The sequence below is a fragment of the Trichocoleus sp. DQ-U1 genome (genome assembly GCF_039961925.1).
GTDB lineage: Bacteria > Cyanobacteriota > Cyanobacteriia > Cyanobacteriales > FACHB-T130 > FACHB-T130.
In genome coordinates, this window is sequence record NZ_JAMPKB010000009.1 from 1 (window position 1) to 20,450 (window position 20,450).

9 protein-coding genes and 1 pseudogene are annotated in these 20,450 nt (G+C 45.2%); 7 read left to right on the forward strand and 3 right to left on the reverse strand.

What is annotated here, in order from left to right; genetic code table 11:
- The first annotated feature begins 612 nt into the window (after positions 1 to 612).
- The 3 genes and pseudogenes from NDI34_RS05630 to NDI34_RS05640 all read left to right on the forward strand — a co-directional run.
- Complete coding sequence (locus NDI34_RS05630) at positions 613 to 1,338, forward strand: Crp/Fnr family transcriptional regulator (RefSeq protein ID WP_348232103.1); 726 nt, start codon at positions 613 to 615, stop codon at positions 1,336 to 1,338.
- 1,257 nt (positions 1,339 to 2,595) lie between these two features.
- Positions 2,596 to 2,823, forward strand: coding sequence for a hypothetical protein (locus NDI34_RS05635; RefSeq protein ID WP_348232104.1), 228 nt, complete (start codon positions 2,596 to 2,598; stop codon positions 2,821 to 2,823).
- 197 nt (positions 2,824 to 3,020) lie between these two features.
- A pseudogene (locus NDI34_RS05640) lies at positions 3,021 to 3,187 on the forward strand (antibiotic biosynthesis monooxygenase); the annotation flags it as partial.
- A 300-nt stretch (positions 3,188 to 3,487) separates the two neighbouring features.
- Here NDI34_RS05640 and NDI34_RS05645 read toward each other — a convergent pair.
- Positions 3,488 to 3,736: a hypothetical protein gene (locus NDI34_RS05645; protein WP_348232105.1), complete on the reverse strand. Its 249-nt coding sequence runs from the start codon at positions 3,734 to 3,736 to the stop codon at positions 3,488 to 3,490.
- A gap of 579 nt (positions 3,737 to 4,315) precedes the next feature.
- Here NDI34_RS05645 and NDI34_RS05650 point away from each other — a divergent pair.
- Together NDI34_RS05650 and NDI34_RS05655 are read left to right on the forward strand one after the other, a co-directional pair.
- The gene (locus NDI34_RS05650; RefSeq protein ID WP_348232106.1) at positions 4,316 to 6,355 is read left to right on the forward strand and encodes a hypothetical protein; all 2,040 of its coding nucleotides are present in this window, start codon (positions 4,316 to 4,318) and stop codon (positions 6,353 to 6,355) included.
- Positions 6,356 to 8,112: 1,757 nt separating this feature from the next.
- Positions 8,113 to 8,244, forward strand: coding sequence for a hypothetical protein (locus NDI34_RS05655; protein WP_348232107.1), 132 nt, complete (start codon positions 8,113 to 8,115; stop codon positions 8,242 to 8,244).
- Between the two features lie 92 nt (positions 8,245 to 8,336).
- Here the strand turns inward: NDI34_RS05655 and NDI34_RS05660 are convergent, their stop codons facing one another.
- Both NDI34_RS05660 and NDI34_RS05665 read right to left on the reverse strand, forming a co-directional pair.
- A complete protein-coding gene (locus tag NDI34_RS05660; protein WP_348232108.1) occupies positions 8,337 to 11,900 on the reverse strand; it encodes a hypothetical protein in 3,564 nt (1,187 codons plus the stop codon).
- Entirely contained in the window at positions 11,897 to 12,427 is a 531-nt protein-coding gene (locus NDI34_RS05665; protein ID WP_348232109.1) for a hypothetical protein, read from the reverse strand. Before NDI34_RS05665 ends, NDI34_RS05660 begins: the two co-directional genes overlap by 4 nt.
- Before the next feature lie 1,344 nt (positions 12,428 to 13,771).
- On the opposite strand from NDI34_RS05665, the gene NDI34_RS05670 reads away from it, so the two are divergent.
- Positions 13,772 to 19,771 (forward strand): AAA family ATPase, encoded by a 6,000-nt coding sequence (locus tag NDI34_RS05670; protein ID WP_348232110.1) that lies wholly within the window; start codon positions 13,772 to 13,774, stop codon positions 19,769 to 19,771.
- Entirely contained in the window at positions 19,768 to 20,397 is a 630-nt protein-coding gene (locus NDI34_RS05675) for a response regulator transcription factor (protein WP_348232111.1), read from the forward strand. The genes NDI34_RS05670 and NDI34_RS05675 overlap by 4 nt, the downstream gene beginning before the upstream one ends.
- The last annotated feature ends 53 nt before the right edge of the window (positions 20,398 to 20,450 follow it).

A 20,450-nucleotide genomic window follows, 5' to 3' on the forward strand; every position in this document is an offset into this window, starting at 1 on the left:
CAAATCTTGTCAGCACAGCGTTATGAAGCAAAAGCTAAACAAGCGGAACAACGCTCGGATTTTATCCGGCAATGGCTTGATCCAAGGTGAATTCCCTGCGACAGTGCCGCTAGACGTGAGTGAGGAATCAGAGGAGAGTGCAGACGGAAATGGAAATTCGCCTTAAGTTTTACAGCACAATCAAGCGTTTAGAGTATTAACTGTTTCAAAAGTGGTCAAGAAGAGGAGAGTTGGTGCTGGTGAGCATCATTCGACATCCTGTTCCTTTTGGTCGGGAGTGCTGCGATGTATTTAGGAGTAAAGTGCTAAGAGTTTATATAGAATCAGCGATTACATCCCGATTTCTGTACCCAAACTTTTTTCAGCAAGTTTTTGCAACATAACCTAGAAAGTTGCTCTAGGAATCTAGGAAATATTATTAATGTGAGAATACTTCAAACCACGTTAGGATGAATACAGGATAAGGAAGCTGCTGTAGAACTTTAACTTGTTAAACGTGCGGCTTTCTATCTAGAAACTACACCTTTTGGTATTAAGATTGGGTTACTGAATCTCTTCTCCTTACTGCCGTTAGATGCCTTTTCTAACACGGCTAAATTAAGGAAACTCCTCATGTCAGTACCCAAAGCTCCTCATCAGCCGATAAAAAATCGACTTCTTGCCGCTTTGCCAGCTTCGGAGTACGAACGCCTACTTCCCTACCTAGAACTCGTCTCGCTCCCACTCAGCCAAGTCCTCTACGAACTTGGCGAACCTATTGAATACGTTTATTTTCCCCATCACGCAATTGTTTCTTTAGTCTGCGTGATGGAAGATGGCTCGACTGTCGAAGCCGGTCTGGTGGGCAATGACGGAATGGTGGGTCTCCCCATAATTTTAGGAGGCAACAAAACGAGCAACCGAGCGTTTGTGCAGGTCGCAGGCAATGGCATGAGAATGAAGGCAGAGCAGCTCAAATCTGAGTTTAACCGGGGAGGGGCACTGCAAAGCCTGCTATTGCGCTATACGCAAGCTTTGCTGACTCAGGTTTCTCAAGGAGTCGCCTGCAACCGCCTGCATACGATAGAAGAGCGACTTGCCCGGTGGCTGCTAACCGTTCAGGAGCGCGTGGAATCAGACGAGTTTACCCTCACTCAAGAATTTATCGCCCAGATGCTAGGCACGCGCCGTTCTGGCGTTACAGTAGCTGCGGGCACCCTTAGCAAAGCGGGAACGCTCCGCTACAGCCGTGGCAAAATCACCATTCTGAATCAAGGCGACTTGGAGGCGATCTCCTGCGAGTGTTATGGGATTATCAAAGCCGAGTTCAGTCGGTTGCTTGGCACTGAGCACAGTTAGATGGTATTGCACAGATGCGGCAGAAACCAAAAGCCTGGAGCGAGAGGTGGGCTGAAGAACGAATGACCCGCGCATCATTACAGATTTGATTAAGCGGTTTGACACGGTCAAGGATTTGGAGAAGCAGTAGTCTGCCCGATTCTAGGGGAAACTTGAGAAAATTAACTGCGGGACTATGCCGAAGATCCCAAAGTGCGATCGCTGTCTCGACTTTCGACCCTCCTAACGGGTGAAGCTAGAATTCGGAGCGCCGAATTCTAGAGAGCGAGCGATCGCCGCCTCGATCTTCGACCCTCTGTTGAACCTCTTGAACTGAGGTCACAAAAGGAATGAGGTTTGTTGATGACGCTCCTGTGCAGCAACCAACTTATGAGAGTAAATCAGCGCCCCTGCTGGAGCAACGATTCATACCAGAGTCAAAGCTAAGGCTGCTGGATTGTCATCCAATGTTTACGACCAGGTGTATTTACTGTCAGATGCTCTTTGATAGGAAGAACTCCCCTTCAGCTCATTGGGATTGCTTCAGGTGCGGGTGGGGAGATAATAATCTGTGAGCGATTGCACTGATGTTTTCATCGTGAGTCAAACTCCAGCGGGTGGCCTAGTGGAGTTGTCCGCTAAGGTTATCGACGCTTAAAAGTGTTAGTGTAAATTCCAAAAATCGCGAGTAAAGTTTCAGGTCGCTACATATTATGAGCCGTATCAGTACTTCCGAGAAAATCAACCCAGTGGGTAGCGGTAAATATGGAGCCAAACAACGGCCCAAGAGTGAGTGACGCATTCTCTCCTCATAATAAATAAAACATCCGGGCTAACAAGCCCTTGACACTTGAATTGGCTAAAGGTTAGACTCTATAGCAGCACTAATTAAATATCCAATCCCAAAAAGGGCGACTCTTTATTGAGTCGCCCTTTTTTGCTTTTTGGCCAAAACAAACTGCTATCAAACTGTTAGTAACTTAGCTCAAATAGCCGTGATAAATATTACTAACAAATATTTATCACGTTGGGGAAATAACTTAAATCTTAAACCGGATATATTGAGCGCTTTTCCAGCTTTTACATTCGTAAAAAAATAGAGCTATTTGGGATAAATTGAATGCCACACATCCCAAGGGACCACATAATCATTGCTGTCTCAACTTCTGACCCTCCTGGCTAGTGAAGCTAGAATTCGGAGCGCCGAATTCTAGCTTCACTCGTTATCTAGACTTTCAACCCTCTGTTGAACCTCCTGAAATGTCGGTACAAAAGAGAATGAGGTTTGTTGATGAGGATCTGGTATTGGAGCAACCAACTTATGACGGCAGACCAGTGCCCATGCTGGAGCAACGATTCACACCAGAAGAAAAGCTAGAGCTGCTGGATTATCACCCGCTGTTCACTGGCAGGTGTCCTCAGTGCGAAATGCCCTTTGATATGAAGAACCCACCCTCAGCGCATTGGGAGTGCGCCCACTGTGGTTGGGTAGATAATACTCTGTGAGTGATCGCTCCTGAGAGACTTATTCACCAACAAAACGCTTGGGGCTTTCACCACTAGGTCTGGAGTGTGCCAACCTTAGTTTCGACTACGACGATCTGTGTCATAGAGGCACTGGCAGCTTTCTGAGATTGAATTGCAGATTGGGATTATAAATCCGATGCTGGGCTTACAGGTTATTCGTCCTGACAATTGGTGAAAACCAATACATCCTGCAAGTGCGTTGGAAAAACCTGGAAGACCACACGGTTGGTTTCCGACAATCACTGGATTATCAAAAATAGCGTCTCCTGCTGCACCATTTTTATGAGCGGAGCCATTGGCGATCGCCGAACATGATGAAAGGCCCGCAAATAATGGAGTCTAATAGTTTGCCTCCGCAGACTTAGTTTGTGTAACCCGTAATTCTATTCGCTACGGCTTAACCAAAAGTATCGAAACGTTTATACCTTGTTTTGGAGGCGATTTTTGAGTGTTGAAAGAGCCATAGCCCTGTCTCTATCTAGATTTAGAGAAGTAAGTTCAAGCAAATTTACTGAAGCATATAGTAACTTTTAACCTACTGGACTAAAACCAAAGCCTCTATAGTTCTAGTTCTTAGGATGTTTTGTCCAACCGGCGACATTAATGTATTATCTGGAACTAATAATTTGTTCTTAAAAATTTGTCAATCAATAGGTTTATCCTCATTTTCCAAACTTAAATATGTTTGGGGATTGAATTCACCTCTAAGAATTTGCTCCAATGTTTCCGAACGCGAAGAGAGTCCTCGCTGACTTTTAATAATTTCTAGGTTATCAACTGCGGTTTGGGTCAATGAGAAATTACGAGGTGCTTTCACCTCTTCGTAGAAAATTGGCTGCCCCCGACGGCACGCCACCCCTTTGTGTTTCGCTTTCTTGCCCCTTTTCGTCATAAGTTACATCCTAGCTTGCGAGCGATTACTAGCTTCATTTTTTTTTAACGCAACTATAAGTATGTATGAATGAGCTGGGATTAGCAGACACCTGGAGACTTTTATTACAGATTTGCTAAACCGCTAAGGTTCAATCAGCGACGAGGCTCCGTTTATGCGTAAAAACGGCTAAAAATGTCTGTAATAAGCTATTACAGGTGTTTTATTACAGATTTCGACATAAGCTCAAAATTTTTGCACACAAAAAACCAGCTATTTTATAACATTAAATTTATAAAAATTATCTGATTTAATTAATAATTAAACTTGAAAAGCCTTGCTAGTTAACCACTGTACAGATTTATGCTGTTTGAAAAAATGGCTTTCTCCTCAAATCAAGCCAGCATTTTTATGTCGTCGTAAGTGATAGAGCATTCCAGAACGCAAGTCTCCTCCCCGTTGATATCATAATCGGGCGAGTAGAGTAAAGGTAGTTTTTCTGTAATAAGAAGGATATAATATGATTGTCTATAATTTGGTTTGCTATTGCTTATAAACTAAATTATAGCCACAAAATTTATTGTAGAGGCAACGTCAAAGATGACTGCAACTCCCGGCTTTAAAAAAATCAAGCAAAAGATAAGTGTTCCCGCTTTTGAGGAGCCAATATCAGATAGACCGCCCCAAGATTTAAGGGAACTCGTTAACCTTTTTTTAAAGTACAACCCCGACTTTCAGGCTGCTAAACTCTATGCAACATTAACTAGATATGTAGTTCCAGCCCTGGGCGGTAAAAAGCCGAAGGGTGAGAGAGCTAGCTCTCAGGAAAAAGACTCAGCCTTGCTTTTCTTGAGTACGCAAAACTTATCCGTTTTAACTACCATAGAAGCAAGCCTAGAAACTTACTTTGAGTTAAAAAAAATCAAGAATAGTGCAAGATACAATCCCAAAAGTGTTTTAAACGCCTTATTATCTTGGGCTAAAAAACAAGACTTCGTTTCTGTAGGGTTCGATCCAGAAAAAGAAATTGTTCTATTCCGACATACTAGAGTCAATCTCCAAGATAATCCAGAAGCTACGCATAGCATTAAGAGAGTACCGGGTAAATTTCAACAACTAGGAATGCCTGAAGACTATGTGGTGATAGGACAACCGACAGAAACCGCTATCAAGAAAGCCAGGAAACAAATTCTCAAAATCCTTCTAAAGAAACCGACCAAAAGGTTAGCAATCGCTTTACTATCAATTCCGTTAGAGTCAATCACACCAAAGCTGGTATTAGCGAATGAACAATTAGAAAAAGAGATTGAAGAGTTTGTAAATTTTTCCAAAAATAAACTCAAGAGAAGTGAGACTACAATCCAGAGCCAAGTTTGCCAATTTCTTCAAATTTTAAACTGGATGAAATCCACAAAACCATTAAGCGAATTAAAATTAACATCGATTATTCCATCTGTTCGTTTACCACAATCAATATTAATCAGCGAGTTTAGAAACCAAGAAAATATAGGCAATGCATTATGGATAGCCAAAGGAGAAGCTGAGGAATTAGTTCAACAAGTAAAAAAACAAATTGAATGGACGCTAGAGCTTTATTTTAGGAAGGGAACTCAAGCTGGAGCTAACTCTAAGGTTAATACGACCAAAGCGTTAGTGAATCTCTGTAAATGGCTCTATCACGACCAGACAGAAGATTTTGCTAGAGAACGTGGGTATCGGGATATACCTTTTATCGCGGTAATTCGCCAGATGGGAAATGATTTAACTAAGGAGCATAATGACAGCGGTGATTATGCCAAATACAGAAGAGAGAAAAAGGAGAAAATGATCCCTTGGGAGCTTCTGTTAAAAGCAAGCCATTTAGCATTTGTTAAGTTAGAACAAGACTATAAATATATGCTGGGAAAAAAGGCAAATGGCGAATTAAGGGTAAGGAAAACCTATCGCGGGGACTCGGCAATTATTCGTGATTTTCAGAACGCTTTGATACTGGCGATCGCTACAGCTGTACCTCCCAACCGCTCAAAAGTTTATTATCAGATGGAGCTGGGAGATAATCTGGTAAAAGGAGCCTATATTGCCTCTGGGGTATTTCGGAATATCGATGATCTATCGGCAGAAGAGGCAAAAAATGCTGCCTGGTGGTTCCGATTGGCACCAGGTGATGGAAAAAGAAATACCATCAAGCGTGAAGGCTGGGAAGTCCCCATTCCAAATTTGAGGTTTATAACAGGTAGAACGCTTTATGAATACCTTGAGGAATGGATTAACAACTGGCGTCCTTTATTGAAGCCAAAGCATAACTTTCTTTACACCACCGAAAACGGCAATGGTAGACCCATAGATTCCAGTAATTATGGTCAGAGATTTTTCCGTACAGTTCGCCGACTTGTGGGGAAGGGAGTCAATCCTCATTTGACGAGAAGCATGATCATTACCCATAGCTATGAAGTAGGTATGACTGATGCCCAAAGGCGGAGCCTTGCTGGCTGCCAGCAACACCTTCTCTCAACTCAGGAAAACACCTACAACGAGATTGAGCAACTCAAAGCGCTACAGCCAGCACTGGATATGACTGCACAGTTTGCCAATAAGGTGTATCAAGAGCTTCTTTTAGATCCGACGTTGCAAGGAATTTAAATGGAAAAGTCTGGCAGATAGCGATCGCTCTCGTCATCTAAATTTCAACCGCAATTTTTCTCGAATTGTTATCTTGGGATCTGGCAGCACGGAAAGTAGGACGATACGTGCTTTCCGTGAAGCTGGATTTCTACACGGGTCCGTTCGATCGATAGTAGAGCGCGATCGCCTCCTGCTTCTTGATCAGGTGAGTTGTATTGCAATTAGCGACCTCAGCCACAACCGTAACCTAGACGCGATCGCCGACTGCTTCTTTTCTTTATCAGGCGAGTTGCACAGCATCTTAGATATGCAGCTCCCTTAAAGTAGTTGGCAACGTCTCGGAGCGCCGAGATATTGATCCGTTGCACGGCATCTTAGATATGCGGCTCCCTTAAAGTGGTTGGCAACGTCTCGGAGCGCCGAGATATTGATCCATTGCACGGCATTTTAAACGTGCGACTTCATTGAAAACGTCTCGGAGCGCCGAGATATTGATCCATTGCACGGCATTTTAAACGTGCGACTTCATTGAAGCCGTTCAGGGAGTTGTGGACATAGCAATGGTTCGGCGCGGGAAATCAATCGAGTAAGCCTTCTTTAAAGAAGAGTCGCAACAGTGTAAAAGTCAGTAACCGCCACCCCTGTGGCTCCCGACCTGGCCGAGAAAGTGGCCCCTGCTCCCCCTGAACCAGTAGCAGCGGTTAAATACTTGGGGATACATCAACTCCAAGTACGAAGCCAATATATGGGAAAACGACTAGCCACCCACTGACATAGGCTGACAGCAGGTGACAGCAAGTGACATTGAATGACATTGGATGACATTGGATGACATTGGGTGTCATTGGAAAACTATCAATTATTTGCATTTACCAGCAGTTCGATTATGAGAAAGCAAAGAGTATGGCACAGTGACTGGATTGGAGCTGATATCAACCTGGTTAGCTAGCGTCCCAATCGATTCCAGCGTATGGTTTCCGAGGGTCGGCGTCTTTGGGATCTGTGCTGCGCGCTCGCTTCCTCAACTCTCGAATTCCTGGCGACAGATTCTGCAATTTCCAATACACCGCCATTCCTGGTCGCTTGCTGATCCAATTTCCAATTTCCAATTTTCAATACCTAAAAACCTCGTTCGCATCCAAGGATGGATTATGTCTGGATGTCTGGATTTCTGAAATTTCTCGGTTTTCCAGCTATCGGCGGCACTTTGGCTAGTACGAACCGACTCTCTCGGCGCAACGCGCGCTCGACGAAACAGCACCCGAAGATGCTGAAGGTTCCCTGGAAGTCGAGCTGAATGAGGAGACGCAACCCACGCCCTCACCGTCAGCCTCACCTTCCCCCAAGCCCACTCAGAGAAATGAATCCGGTTTTTTTATGGGAAGTCGGAGACTCGTTTGGCTTTACCGCGATCGCGCTCGCTCCGAATTCTTGATCAGACGAGTTTCATTGCAATAACGACCTCAGCCTCGACCGAAACCAAGGGGCGATCGCCTCCTGATTCTGATTCTTAATCAGGCGAGTTGCACAGCATCTTAAATATGCGACTCCCTTGAAGCAGCTGGCAACCAATTCGGAGCGCCGAATTCCTGATCCGTAGCACCGTATCTTAAACGTGTGGTTCCATTGAAGCCATTCAGGGATATTACGAAAAGCTTACTCCGGTGGCGTTATAACACATTTTTAAGAGTAAGTATGCCTTCATACGCTGTCTGCGGGTTTGAGATCGCGGCAGGTAAGCCTCAAGTATATCCGCCGAAATTTACACAAGCTTTGTGTCATCAAGTCTACTGACAATTTGCTTGATTCAGATGATGGCACCGCTGATGGAAGCGATCGCCACCACCGTTCAAGGTAGCAATCGCGGCTTATTGGAGTCGCCAACCATGTGCCATCAAATCTGCTGACAATTTGCTTGATTCAAATTCAGATGATGGCACCGCCGATGGAAGCGATCGCTACCTTAGACAGCAGTAGAGATGTGACTGGGAGCCAGCTGTTATTGTGAGGTCGGCTCCAATGCAAGGGATTGAACTTTCGCCTGCACCGACTCTGGCATGAATCCAATTATCAGACTGAGCAATTTAGCTTTAGACTCCAAGGGCACTGCCATCAGGAGTGCTTCAAAAGTCTTCCAACCCGACGCCTTTGCTAGCTGTATTACCTGAGAGAGCGCATCGTTGGGAGAATCTTCCAAGACCACCGGCAAGTAGCTCTCAGCTAGCCAAAGTTCGTCTTCAGTTAACGGCTCAAAATTATTAGGGTTGCTATATAGGGTCTTTAATAGGAACCCTAATATTTTTTTGAGGATTTTCCAACCCCTTACCTCACTTACCTCCTTAGCACGTTGGCTAACTGTACCTTGAGTAATTCCCGCAGCGGCGGCTAAAGTGACTTGGGTTATTTTCTCCCCAGTTTCGGTGAGTTGCTTGAAAGCTTGTAGCAACGTCCAGCGCCCCTGTTGGGTAGCATTGCCCGCTTGGGGAGTGATGGTAAAAGCATCCACCTGTTTGATTGGCACCCCTAAGAAACTGAGGTCGTAATCGCCACAGAAGTAATACGTGAGTTGTTCGGTTGGTCGGAGATAGGAGCGCAGGCGTCCCACAGCTTGAATGATTTCTCCCTGCGTGTGAGCGTCTACAAACGCTTGGAACTCCGGATCGGGGTTATCCCTATCTAAAGCCACGTACCGACCTGTAAGCGTCTGGTAGAGGGCTTGCAGGTGTCCTAAATTCTGGTAGGGAATCCCAAAAGAAGCGATCGCTTGGCACTCCATAAAATCATTTGAGCCTCTGGAATCCACAAACCAGCGTCCTTCCCCCGCTGAAGCCTGTATTCCCCAGTCTAAGTAGCCAATGCTTTCCGGGTAGCGAGAACTTAGTTCAGATTTAATCGCTGCGACTCTGGCTTTTAGAGAATCTGAGCGGTCTTTACCCAGCTGCCCTAAACCTGGGACATGAACAATCTGTAGGTTCTGGTGGTTGGGTAGTTCCTGCTCAATGACTAAAATGTCTGCGGGATCGATGTTTAATGCTAATCCCAGGTACTGGGGGCTAGCAGTTGCATCCAGGTAGATGTTGAATTGAGCAGCCGCTACAATCTCGCTATGCCTGTCGTCGCGAGTGAAAATAGCGAGGAGTCCATAGTTGCACCGGAAAGCCCCTCGCTCTCCACTCCAGACCTTGAGGAATGGCACTAACCAGTTGAGTAAAGTTGACTGATTGAGCTGCTCAACCAGCTCTGATGGCTTTCCTCGAAACTTTCGTCTGAGGCGATCTGGCAGATCAGCCATTTCTACACCGTGTTTTTTGGTGAGGTCTAGCAGACTTAAATCGGGTTTTAAAGCGGCTTCAAGCTCCTTAATGATGTTCAGCAAATCATCGGGTGGATTGGGCAGTAAGGCTCGGATAGCCGCGTCATCGAAGCCGTGATGAGGTGCTTTAGTCTCGCCATTCAGAAGCGGGCGCAGTTTTAGCCGTAAAGGTTTTAAGGATTCGTAGATGTCAGGCAGTTGGCTCTCCACGTATCCCATCACTTGCTCAAAATCGAGGAGCTTTACATTAACCAAGGTCATCGGTTGGATGAGCGTTGACGCTTCATCCCAGAAAGCACCTGTGGTTGAATAATAAAAGTCATCCGTTTGCGGCGCAGAGTTGGGATGGGCGCGTAAGCGATTTGATTCAAAAGCTTCCCGGCGCTGGCTCCGGAATCCAAAGCCGTCCCCACTACTGCCTCTGCAAGCATCCCGTAAATGGCAAGTCCCGCAGATCGGCGATTCGCTGCCTTCAATTCCGGGAAGATTCTTGCCACGGAGTGCCGCAAATAGGGGTTGGCGGTGGCAATTGCCTGCTGTGTCTGGTTGTTCGCCCTTTTGAGGCCACACAATCCAGTCCCGACCTAAAGGCGTTTGATAGCTGGAGTCTCGCTTCATTCCAGCATTCCGCACAGGTACGTCAGTGTAGTTGGCTTCGATTACATCTGTGGTCGGGTTGCGATGGTTACTGGCAAAGTAAAGTAATTTCTCCACATCGAAATCATCTGGGTTTGCGGTTCCGGCTGTGTGAGATTTCCCTTGACCCGGTCCTGACTTGTCGAGAATATGTTTGTAGCCTTTAGAGACAGCCTCTTCCCAGATTTGCTTTCGTTGTCCCTCTTGGTAACGGACAGTTCTCAAATCTTTGCCGCCGCATTCTTTGAAACTAGGCAGAGCGCCCGGTACATAATTTACAACGACTGGCTTGGATTGTGTTGCGCGATCGCCTCCTGGGCCGTGAGTTGTTACATCGGGTACAGAATCCAGAACAACTGGTTTGGATTGTGTTGATTTTGGTGCCGGTGTTGGTCTTGATGTTTCAGTTGGGTTCGGTGCTGGTATTGGTTTTGGTGCCAGTGGCGTGCCAAATCCTTTGAAAGATTTACCTAAGCGCTGCCCAAAGTTTCGGAATAAGTCTGCAACTCCTTCCGAGAGTTGATTAAGGTTGTGGGCGAGTGCCTCGAATTCCGCCCATGTGATTATCTCAATTTCATCCCCCCGACGAGCGGCTAGCAACTCATCAATGTCGAGGTCTTTTTTACTAACTTGACCCCACCACGCAACGTGCAGCTCATAGCCTTGTTTCTTCAACTCGGCATGAGTCCGCCGATATTGGCGCATCACATTTTTGTTGGCGATCGCTCCCGCATCCGGGTACAGAATCGGAGAGGGTGCCTCTACGATTTCTGACTCTAGTTGAACTAGGGTAGCTTTTAGGGCTTCTGGTGAAGACGCAAAGTTTCCTCCCGCGGCACCAATGGTAATTTGACCGGATAACTGGGCGGTAATTTGGGGTTTCAGAATCCCTTCAACTAACCCAATTCCTTTGCGTGGCTCACCGGCTGGACGGCAGCAGGTTAAGGGTAGTTCACCATTGGTTAGGTGAGCAGTGGCACCGTTGGGACGCAAATTTTGATTAAAGCTGGTGGCCCAACGATATTTACCTCCATTGTCGGCATTGTCCACTCGGAGCTGCCAACCCACGATTTGCCCTTTTGCATTCCAAGCTGGACAGAGCAACCCCGCTTGGGGGTTCGTCAGACTTCGCCCGTCGATGTTGACCCCTGCGAGTCGATGGCTTACAGGCGTGTCTAACTTCTGCCACTTGTAGACGCTCCGAAACATTCCCGCTTGAATCTGTTCGTCGCTTAGTCCTCGCTGGTGTAGGTTCTGCTTGTGCTGTGGGGAAAGCTGGAGTTGACCGAGTAATTTCCGGATTTCTCGGTCGCGGTCAGGTTCGCTCAGTAGCTGCGATCTCTGAGCGCGTTCTGCATCCAACCGGCGTTGTTTTTCAGTTTCTCGTTGTTGTCGCCATTCCTCCCGCTGCTGTTCGGATGCGGCTTCGATTTCGGCTTTTTGGACCCACATTCCGAAGCCGAGTTTGTCCTCACCCCGGAAAATGTAATCAGGTGGGTTAGCAACGCTATCGCGGCAGTGAATGAGCTGGGTAGCAACGCTTTGGCGGCAATCTTTGCGGGCACCGCTACAGACCGGGCAATTTCCTTTAAGGAGTGTAAATCCTAGTCTCATGAGGCTACCCCCCCGAAGATTGCAGGTTGATCGCAAATCTCCTCAAGCAGATTTAGTAAGTAAGCTCTGCCAGATGGTTCTCGACTCTTTAGGTCAACCATCCAATGCCAGCACTGGATAACATTCCGAATGACTTCGCATTCCTGCTGGGTGAACGGTTCTGGAATCTGCAATCCAGACTCAAAATGAATTAACAAAAGTCTTGGACGGTCGCCTACGGTCCGGTTGGGCGCTACACGTTCCACCTTCATCGTTGCTTGAGCTGGCTTTAGCAGTGCTAGCCGTGGTGACTCACTTTTGATGCACGGTGCTGCCGAAGTTTCTGCAACTTCCCGGCTCTTTGATGGGGCTGAGGGATCAAGAGGCGATCGCTCGAATGTAGAGGGCGGCGATCGCCTTTCATCAGAAGCTACTGTAACTAGGCCGAAATTCTGGAGGAATAACCTTGAACAATCCCCAGTAAGTTTATCGGGATTGTGAGGTAATAGTGCGAAAGAAAAGTTTTGCCTAAAAAATCTGTCCGACATATCATTAAAGAAGATCCCATCAACCCGTTATTTATGGGAATGGGTCTTGCTAGTCCACTGCAATCGGTTTTTGGTCGCCAAACTTTCGGCCGTTGCGTGGGTGGATAATAAAGAATGAACGCCAGTGGCTTAGGCTACTGGCGTTCTGTTTTGGTGACTGAATGAATCCAGTGGTCTGAATAGTTTGCGAGGGCAGGGCGGAGCCATTTCAGACTCGCACACATCTAGATGATTTGCTGCGTCTGGCAAGCGATTAAGTTGATTAATCTTTATACTTTGCGTAAATCGAATGGGTCGCTTTTGTGCCATCTGAGTTCTCCCGTCTGACTTTTTGCTCCTCAGCTAATTATAGGGGTAGAAGCGCTGTCGATCGCCTGCTGTCCCCGTTACAAGAAATTCTGTAAAAATCTACTCAGTTACGATCCTTCAATTAGTTAATGAATAATCAATGTATCGCGAAAGCACTTTATAGGATTTGAAGGGGCTGTGGGTTCAAGTGAAGATCGTTGCAAAAAAATTGATGGGTTAATCATTGCTTGCTGCTCAATTCAAATCCTGAGTGGACATTGAAATCGCCTTAGTCTGTGCTGAGGCCTTAGAGTTCGTTAAGCTTCCACTCAGCTCAACCCTATCAGGGGTTGTTAGATACAGAGATAGGTTGTGATGGTAAGGGCGCATGGGTAGTGCCATCACTTGAGTAGGTGTAATCGCTAATTCAGTAGCTGCGATCACTCTCCCTCAAGTACCAATGGTGTAAATACTGCCTAATGCTCTTTTGCCAAACTGGGGCGAACCTTGATTTTGTGTGAGTTGAAACAACGTAAACTTGTCTAATTTTCCGAAAGTGACAGACGAGCGTTAGATAAAAACTGATAAAAAATGGCCTCAAACCTAGACAGAGAAAAACTTCCAGTTGGAACGAGTATAAATCCAGTATTTGCAAGGATTTCAGGCATTTTTTAGTCATCAACCCCTTTCTTTTACTCAAAGAGGTTTTTAGCCTTTGAAGGAGCTAGAAAATGTCTAATTCCTAGTAACGGGTCGTAAGAATTATCAGTACCAATGGTGCTGTCATCGTCACACCCATTGAATTCAGTTCCTAAGTTGCAAATTCTGACGGTAAGTTTTGGCATTGGTAAAGACTAGGCATCACTTAGCACTAATCAAGATACGTTTACCCTGGCAAGAAGGATAAATTTCTCATTTGAGAATGTTGGAATGATCCAGAATGGCTGGAAAACCTAAACAGAGGATTCAGACTCTAAGTGTGAGGAAGTATATTCATGAAGCGTACCTGTCTGACAGGCGTTAACTCAGCTCATAAAATTCATCGGGAGAGGTTCAATGATTGCCATACCTGGAATTGCCTTCCATTGCAAAATCTATGAGAGTTCAGCATCTCTAGTGTATCGGGGCATCCGAGTGCAAGATCAGCGATCGCTCGTAGTTAAGCTACTCAAGCAAGATTATCCCTCTCCCCAAGAACTGACACGCTACAGGCAAGAATATGAAATTACCCGTTCTCTCAATCTGGAAGGCGTTGTTAAGGCATACAGCCAGCAAGACTATCAACGCACACTCGTCATTCTCTTAGAAGATTTTGGTGGAGAGTCTCTAGAGCAATGGATGCACAAGCGACCAGAGACTTTCTGCCCGATGCCCTTAGCTACTTTTCTACCGCTTGCGCTCGACCTGACAAACATTCTAGGCAGAATCCATGCCGCCAATGTCATTCATAAAGATATCAATTCAGGAAACATCGTTTTCAATCCAGATACTGGCGTTGTTAAAATTATTGACTTTGGAATTGCTACCCAATTTAGCCGTACAAATCCGACGTTTAAGAGCCATTATGGTTTAGAAGGAACTCTTGCCTATTTGTCTCCAGAGCAAACAGGACGCATGAACCGTTCGCTCGATTACCGCACTGATTTTTACTCGCTTGGTGTGACGTTCTACGAACTTCTAACTGGACACCTGCCGTTTCCAACAACGGACATCCTTGAGCTAGTTCATTGTCATATTGCCAAACACCCTGTTCCGCCCCATGAACTGAATGCAACGATTCCAAAACCCGTTTCAGATATTATTTTGAAACTGATGGCAAAAAATGCAGAGGATCGCTATCAGAGTGCTTGGGGTATCAAAGCAGATTTAGAAACAGGTTTTTGCCAGTTCGCAGAAACAGGTCAAATTGACAGTATTCAACTGGGTATTCAAGACGTTTGCGATCAGTTTCAAATTCCCCAAAAATTGTATGGACGCGAAGCAGAGATTGAAGCATTATTAGCAGCATTTGACAGAGTAGCGGGAAGGGGGAATGAACAATTGAGACTGAAGAATGAAGAAAATCCTGAATTCAAAGTCGAGTTGATGTTGGTATCGGGCTACGCTGGGGTTGGTAAATCAGCATTAGTACAGGAACTCTACAAACCTATTAGTGCAAAGCGCGGTTATTTTGTCTCTGGTAAGTTTGACCAATTTCAGTGCAATATTCCCTACAGCGCGATCGCAGATGCTCTGCAAAAATTAGTGCAGCAATTGCTCAGTGAGCCAGATGAGCATCTGCAACAGTGGCGATCTCAGCTTTTAACAGCTTTGGGAACCAACGGACAAATTATTATTGATATCATCCCGGAAATTGAGTTAATTATCGGCAAGCAGTCGCCCGTACCAGAAGTTGGAGCAACTGAAGTTCAAAATCGCTTTCATCGAATTTTTGGGCAGTTTGTGCGGGTGTTTTGTTCAGAATCACATCCCCTGGTGATCTTCTTAGATGATTTGCAGTGGATAGACTCAGCAACGCTGAAGTTAATCGAGTTGATGCTGCTGGATGAGCAAACCCAATCCCTATTTTTGATTGGAGCCTATCGAGATAATGAAGTAAATCCAACGCATCCATTAGCATTAATGCTAGAGAGACTGCGAAAACAAGGGGCAGTACTTCAGGAAATTACCCTAACACCATTAACGCTTGAACCGTTAAGTCAGTTGATTGCCGAGACGCTACATCGGAATGCAGACACCGTTCGTCCATTAGCTGAGTTAGTTTTGCGTAAAACTGAGGGTAATCCGTTCTTTGTCAGTGAATTTTTGAGAATGCTGCATAGCGAAAATTTATTAACCTTTTATGCTGAAGGCTTAAGCTGGCAGTGGAACATAGCTCAGATCCAAGCCCAAGATATCACTGATAATGTTGTGGAGTTAATGCTTCACAAGTTGAATAAACTAGCAGAAAATACACAGCAAATTCTCCGGTTAGCTGCTTGCATCGGCGCTGAGTTTAATTTAGATACTCTATCGATTGTTTGTGAAAAATCACATGAAACGGTTTTTAAAGATTTACTAATAGCCATACAAGTTGGATTAATTCAACCTCTATCTGAATTAGATGAAAACTTGTTAATTCAAGAGTATAAGTTCTTGCATGATCGCGTGCAGCAAGCCTCATATACCTTAATCCATGAGTCGCAAAAACAAATTGTTCATTTACAAATTGGTCGCAATCTCCTCGGAAAAACTTTACCAGAGAAACTATCAGACCGACTGTTTGAAATTGTCGATCATCTTAATCATGGAATTGAGCTTGTCACAGATCAACTAGAACGCAATGAAATTGCTAGATTAAATTTAATCACAGGACAGAAAGCAAAAGCTGCGATCGCCTATAGTGTGGCTCAAAACTATTTAGCCAGAGGTAGAGCATGGCTGGCAGACTCCAGTTGGCAAACTAACTATGAGCTGACCTTAGAGTTATATACAGAAACAACAGAAGTCGCGTATTTGTGTGGCGAGTTTGAGCAGGTAGAATCCTGGGCGGCGCTCGTTTTACAAGAAGCCAAAACCATTTTCGACATCGTGAAAGTTTACGAAGTCAAAATCCAAACCGATATCGCGCAGAACCAGCTATTAAAAGCAATAAATACTGGATTGCTAGTGTTACAGAAATTTGGGATCAGTTTTCCCGAAAAGCTCAGTGAATTAGATATTCAGCTTGAAATAGACGCGATTACATCACTCTTTAGCGAGATGCCGATTGAAGAGTTGAGCTATTTGCCCCAAATGGTCGAACAAGACAAGTTAGAAGCAATGAGAATCCTATCAAGGATAACGACCGTTGCCCAAATTGCGGCTCCTAATTTGATGCCTCTATTTGCCTCTAAGCAAGTCAGCTTGTCAATTCAGAATGGAAATGCGTCTACATCTCCTGTTGCCTATGCAAACTTTGGGTTAATTCTCTGTGGGTTGGTTGGAAACATCGAGTCTGGTTACGAATTTGGGCAGCTTGCCCTAAGACTTTTGTCACAGCCACATACCCATGCAATCAAATCTCGGACTCTAACAATTGTAAGTAACTTTATTATCCATTGGAAGAAACATGTCAGGGAAACCTTGCCACAATTTCTAGAAGGCTATCAAAGTGGGCTTGAAACTGGAGATTTAGAGTTTGCTGCCTATTGTGCTCATTGTTATTGCTTTCACTCCTTTGCGGTCGGGAAAGAACTCGTGGAACTTGAACGTAATATGACCAAGTATGGTGAAGCAATCCGTCAAATTAAACAAGAAGTAGCACTTACCTGGAATCAGGTATATCAACAGTCTATCTTGAATTTAATCGGATGCTCAGTTAATCCATTCCGTCTGATTGGAGAAGCATACAATGAGGAAAGCAAACTGCCACAGCATGAAATAACAAATGATGGATTTTCAATCTTCAATGTACATTTTAATAAGCTTTTCCTATGCTATTTATTTTATGAGTACAATCAAGCAGTTCAGAACTCAGACATAGCACAAAATTATTTGCTCCAGATGACAGCTACCTTTGCTAAGGTTTTGTATTATTTCTATGATTCTTTAACTAGACTCGCAATATATCCTGAAAGCTGTGCTCAAGTACAGCCAGAAACTCTCAGAAAAGTTGCGGCTCATCAAAAAGAAATGAAACACTGGGCACACTATGCCCCGATGAATTATTTGCATAAATATTATCTAGTTGAGGCAGAGAAAGCGCGAGTTTTAGGGCGGTTGTTTGACGCAGAAGAACTTTACGAACAAGCAATTCTTGGTGCTAGAGAAAATGAGTACATTCAAGAAGAAGCCTTAGCCTACGAATTAGCTGCCAAACATTATCTGGTGCGGGGTCGGGAAAAAATTGCCCAAACCTATATGAAAGAAGCTCATTACTGTTATGAGCGTTGGGGAGCAACTGCGAAAGTGAGAGATTTAGAAGCTCGCTATCCGCAGTTATTTCCTCATTTATCCAGCGTGGCTTCCACACCAATCCGCACTACTACTGGAACTACCTCTAATACCTCACATATCGCTTTTGATTTAACGGCAGTGATGAAGGCAACTCAGGCGATTTTGAGCGAAATTGAACTAGATCAGCTGCTCCGTTCCTTGATGAAGATATTAATCGAAAATGCTGGCGCACAAACAGGATTTTTGATTTTGGAAAACTCAAGAAAATGGGTGATTGAAGCGTCTAGTGAACTTAATGAGGGTGAGAATGTCTATGCTACACAAGTGCTGCAATCTATCCCAACTGCAAATCATCTACCTGAATCAATTATTAATTATGTGATTCGTACTCATGAATCTGTCATCTTAAATGATGCTACTCGTGAAGGTAATTTTATTAATGATCCCTATATTCAACACCACCAGACTCAATCAGTCTTTTGTTTACCTCTGCTCAATCAAAGCAAGCTCACCGGTGTGTTGTATCTAGAAAATCAGTTGGCAACTGGGGCATTTACACCGGAGCAATCGCAAATTCTAAGCCTACTTTCTACGCAGGCAGCGATCGCGATCGAAAACGCCAAACTCTACTCAAAGCTCCGCGCGAGCGAAAGTCAGATGGCTCAGTTTTTAGAAGCGGTTCCCGTAGGAATTGCCGCCATTGATGCGACGGGTCGCCTTTACTATGCCAATCAATGGGGCATTCATCTCATGGGCAGAGGGATTGATCCTGCCGTACCGCCGGATCAAATCGCAGAAGCTTATCAACTTTATGTGACGGGAACGGATCAAATCTACCCTACTGAAAAAATGCCACTCATCCGGGCGTTGAACGGCGAACGCACTACGATTGATGACGTAGAAATTCGCCAAAATAACCAAACGATCCCTGTTGAGGTGTGGGGCACTCCCGTCTTTGACGAACAGGGCAATGTAGTTTATGCGATCGCAGCCTTTCAAGACATCACTGAGCGCAAACAAGCAGAGAAACTGCTAGCCGACTATAACCGAACATTGGAACAACGAGTAATTGAGCGGACTTTGCTGCTTTCGCAGGAGATTGAAGAGCGCCAACGAATTGAAAACGCCCTGCGCCAGAGTGAAGAGCAACGCAGGCTGACAATGGATTTCACCCACATCGGCAGTTGGAACTGGAATATCGTGGAGAATACAACGAACTGGAACGATAACCACGCTCGATTGCTGGGGTTGGTCCCCGGTGAAGTTGAGAGTAGCTATCAGGCATGGCGCGATCGCGTTCATCCAGAAGATATTCATCGGATTGAGCAAGCTGTTACAGCAGCTCTAGCCACTCATACCGATTTTGAAGCTGAATATCGAGCGATTTACCCAAATGGTAGTATTCACTGGTTGGTTGGCAGAGGTCGAGGCATTTATAACGCAGCCGGACAGCCTGTGCGAATGTTGGGTGTGATTCTTGATATTAGCGATCGCAAACTCGCTGAAGCTGCCTCGATTCTGGAAGAACGCAACCGCATGGCGCGAGAAATCCATGATACGTTGGCACAGTCCTTCACGGGTATTATCATTCACGCTAGGTCTGCTGCTAGCAAGATAACGGTAGACCCAGAAAAAGCTCAAGCTTACCTGGCTCAAGTACAAAACTTAGCCCGAACTGGACTCACGGAGGCACGCCGCTCTGTAGAGGCGCTACGCCGTCCATACTTATTAGAAAATAACGATCTGCTCAGCGCTTTCAAGCAACTGACAAGCCAGCTAGAATCATCTACTGGTACGACAATCGTGTGTGAAGCCATCGGTATTCCCTATCCACTACCCTCTGAGGTGGAGAATAATCTGCTCAGGATTGGACAGGAAGCCTTGACTAATGCACTGAAGTACGCCAGAGCAACCGAAATTCGCGTTGAACTGATATATCAGTCCACGCAGTGCATATTACGAATTAAAGACGATGGACAGGGATTTCCTATTGATCGTTCTTCTAGTCACAATGGCTTTGGTTTATTAGGGATATCAGAACGTGCCGCTCGCATTGGAGCACAACTCCAGATCCAGAGTACTCCTGGACAAGGAACAGAAATCGCAGTGTCCGTAAATCAGCCGGAAAAACCATCATGAATCAACCTAATACCATTCGTGTTCTGGTTGTAGACGATCACCCCGTTGTGCGTCAGGGCTTAGTCGCGATGCTGGAAGAAGCACCAGATATCCTTGTTGTTGGACAAGCTGGAAATGGTCAGGAGGCACTCGCTGTCTTTCGCCAAGAGCAGCCAGATGTGACTTTGATGGACTTGCGAATGCCCAAGATGGATGGAGTCGCTGCCATTACTGCCATTTGCACCGAGTTTCCTGCTGCTCGGATTATCGTATTGACAACTTACGAGGGCGATGAAGATATTTATCAGGGATTACGCTCAGGTGCCAAAGGGTATCTACTCAAGGATGCCGAGCCAGAAGAATTGCTGTCCGCTATTCGCGCCGTTCACAAAGGACAGAAGCATATTCCACCTCAAGTAGGTGCCAAACTTTTAGAGCGCATGGCAAGTCCAGAATTAAGCGATCGCGAGTTAGAAGTACTTCAACTCATTACAACGGGCAAGAGCACCCAAGCCATCAGCAAGGTCTTACATATTACTGAACGCACTGTCAACTTTCATATCAATCATATTTTAAGTAAGTTGGGTGTAGAGGATCGCACTCAAGCCGTGATCGTTGCATTAAGGCGGGGCATTGTTAGCTTGTAGCGTCATACCTGTCAAATTTGTCAGGTTATTTTCTGCATAATTTGTCAGCTTAT

Bases quoted from the DNA above. Each gene is read 5' to 3' on its own strand.
- NDI34_RS05630 (WP_348232103.1), top strand. From the start codon at position 613: ATGTCAGTACCCAAAGCTCCTCATCAGCCGATAAAAAATCGACTTCTT.
- NDI34_RS05635 (WP_348232104.1), top strand. From the start codon at position 2,596: ATGAGGTTTGTTGATGAGGATCTGGTATTGGAGCAACCAACTTATGAC.
- NDI34_RS05645 (WP_348232105.1), bottom strand. From the start codon at position 3,736: ATGACGAAAAGGGGCAAGAAAGCGAAACACAAAGGGGTGGCGTGCCGT.
- NDI34_RS05650 (WP_348232106.1), top strand. From the start codon at position 4,316: ATGACTGCAACTCCCGGCTTTAAAAAAATCAAGCAAAAGATAAGTGTT.
- NDI34_RS05660 (WP_348232108.1), bottom strand. From the start codon at position 11,900: ATGAGACTAGGATTTACACTCCTTAAAGGAAATTGCCCGGTCTGTAGC.
- NDI34_RS05665 (WP_348232109.1), bottom strand. From the start codon at position 12,427: ATGTCGGACAGATTTTTTAGGCAAAACTTTTCTTTCGCACTATTACCT.
- NDI34_RS05670 (WP_348232110.1), top strand. From the start codon at position 13,772: ATGATTGCCATACCTGGAATTGCCTTCCATTGCAAAATCTATGAGAGT.
- NDI34_RS05675 (WP_348232111.1), top strand. From the start codon at position 19,768: ATGAATCAACCTAATACCATTCGTGTTCTGGTTGTAGACGATCACCCC.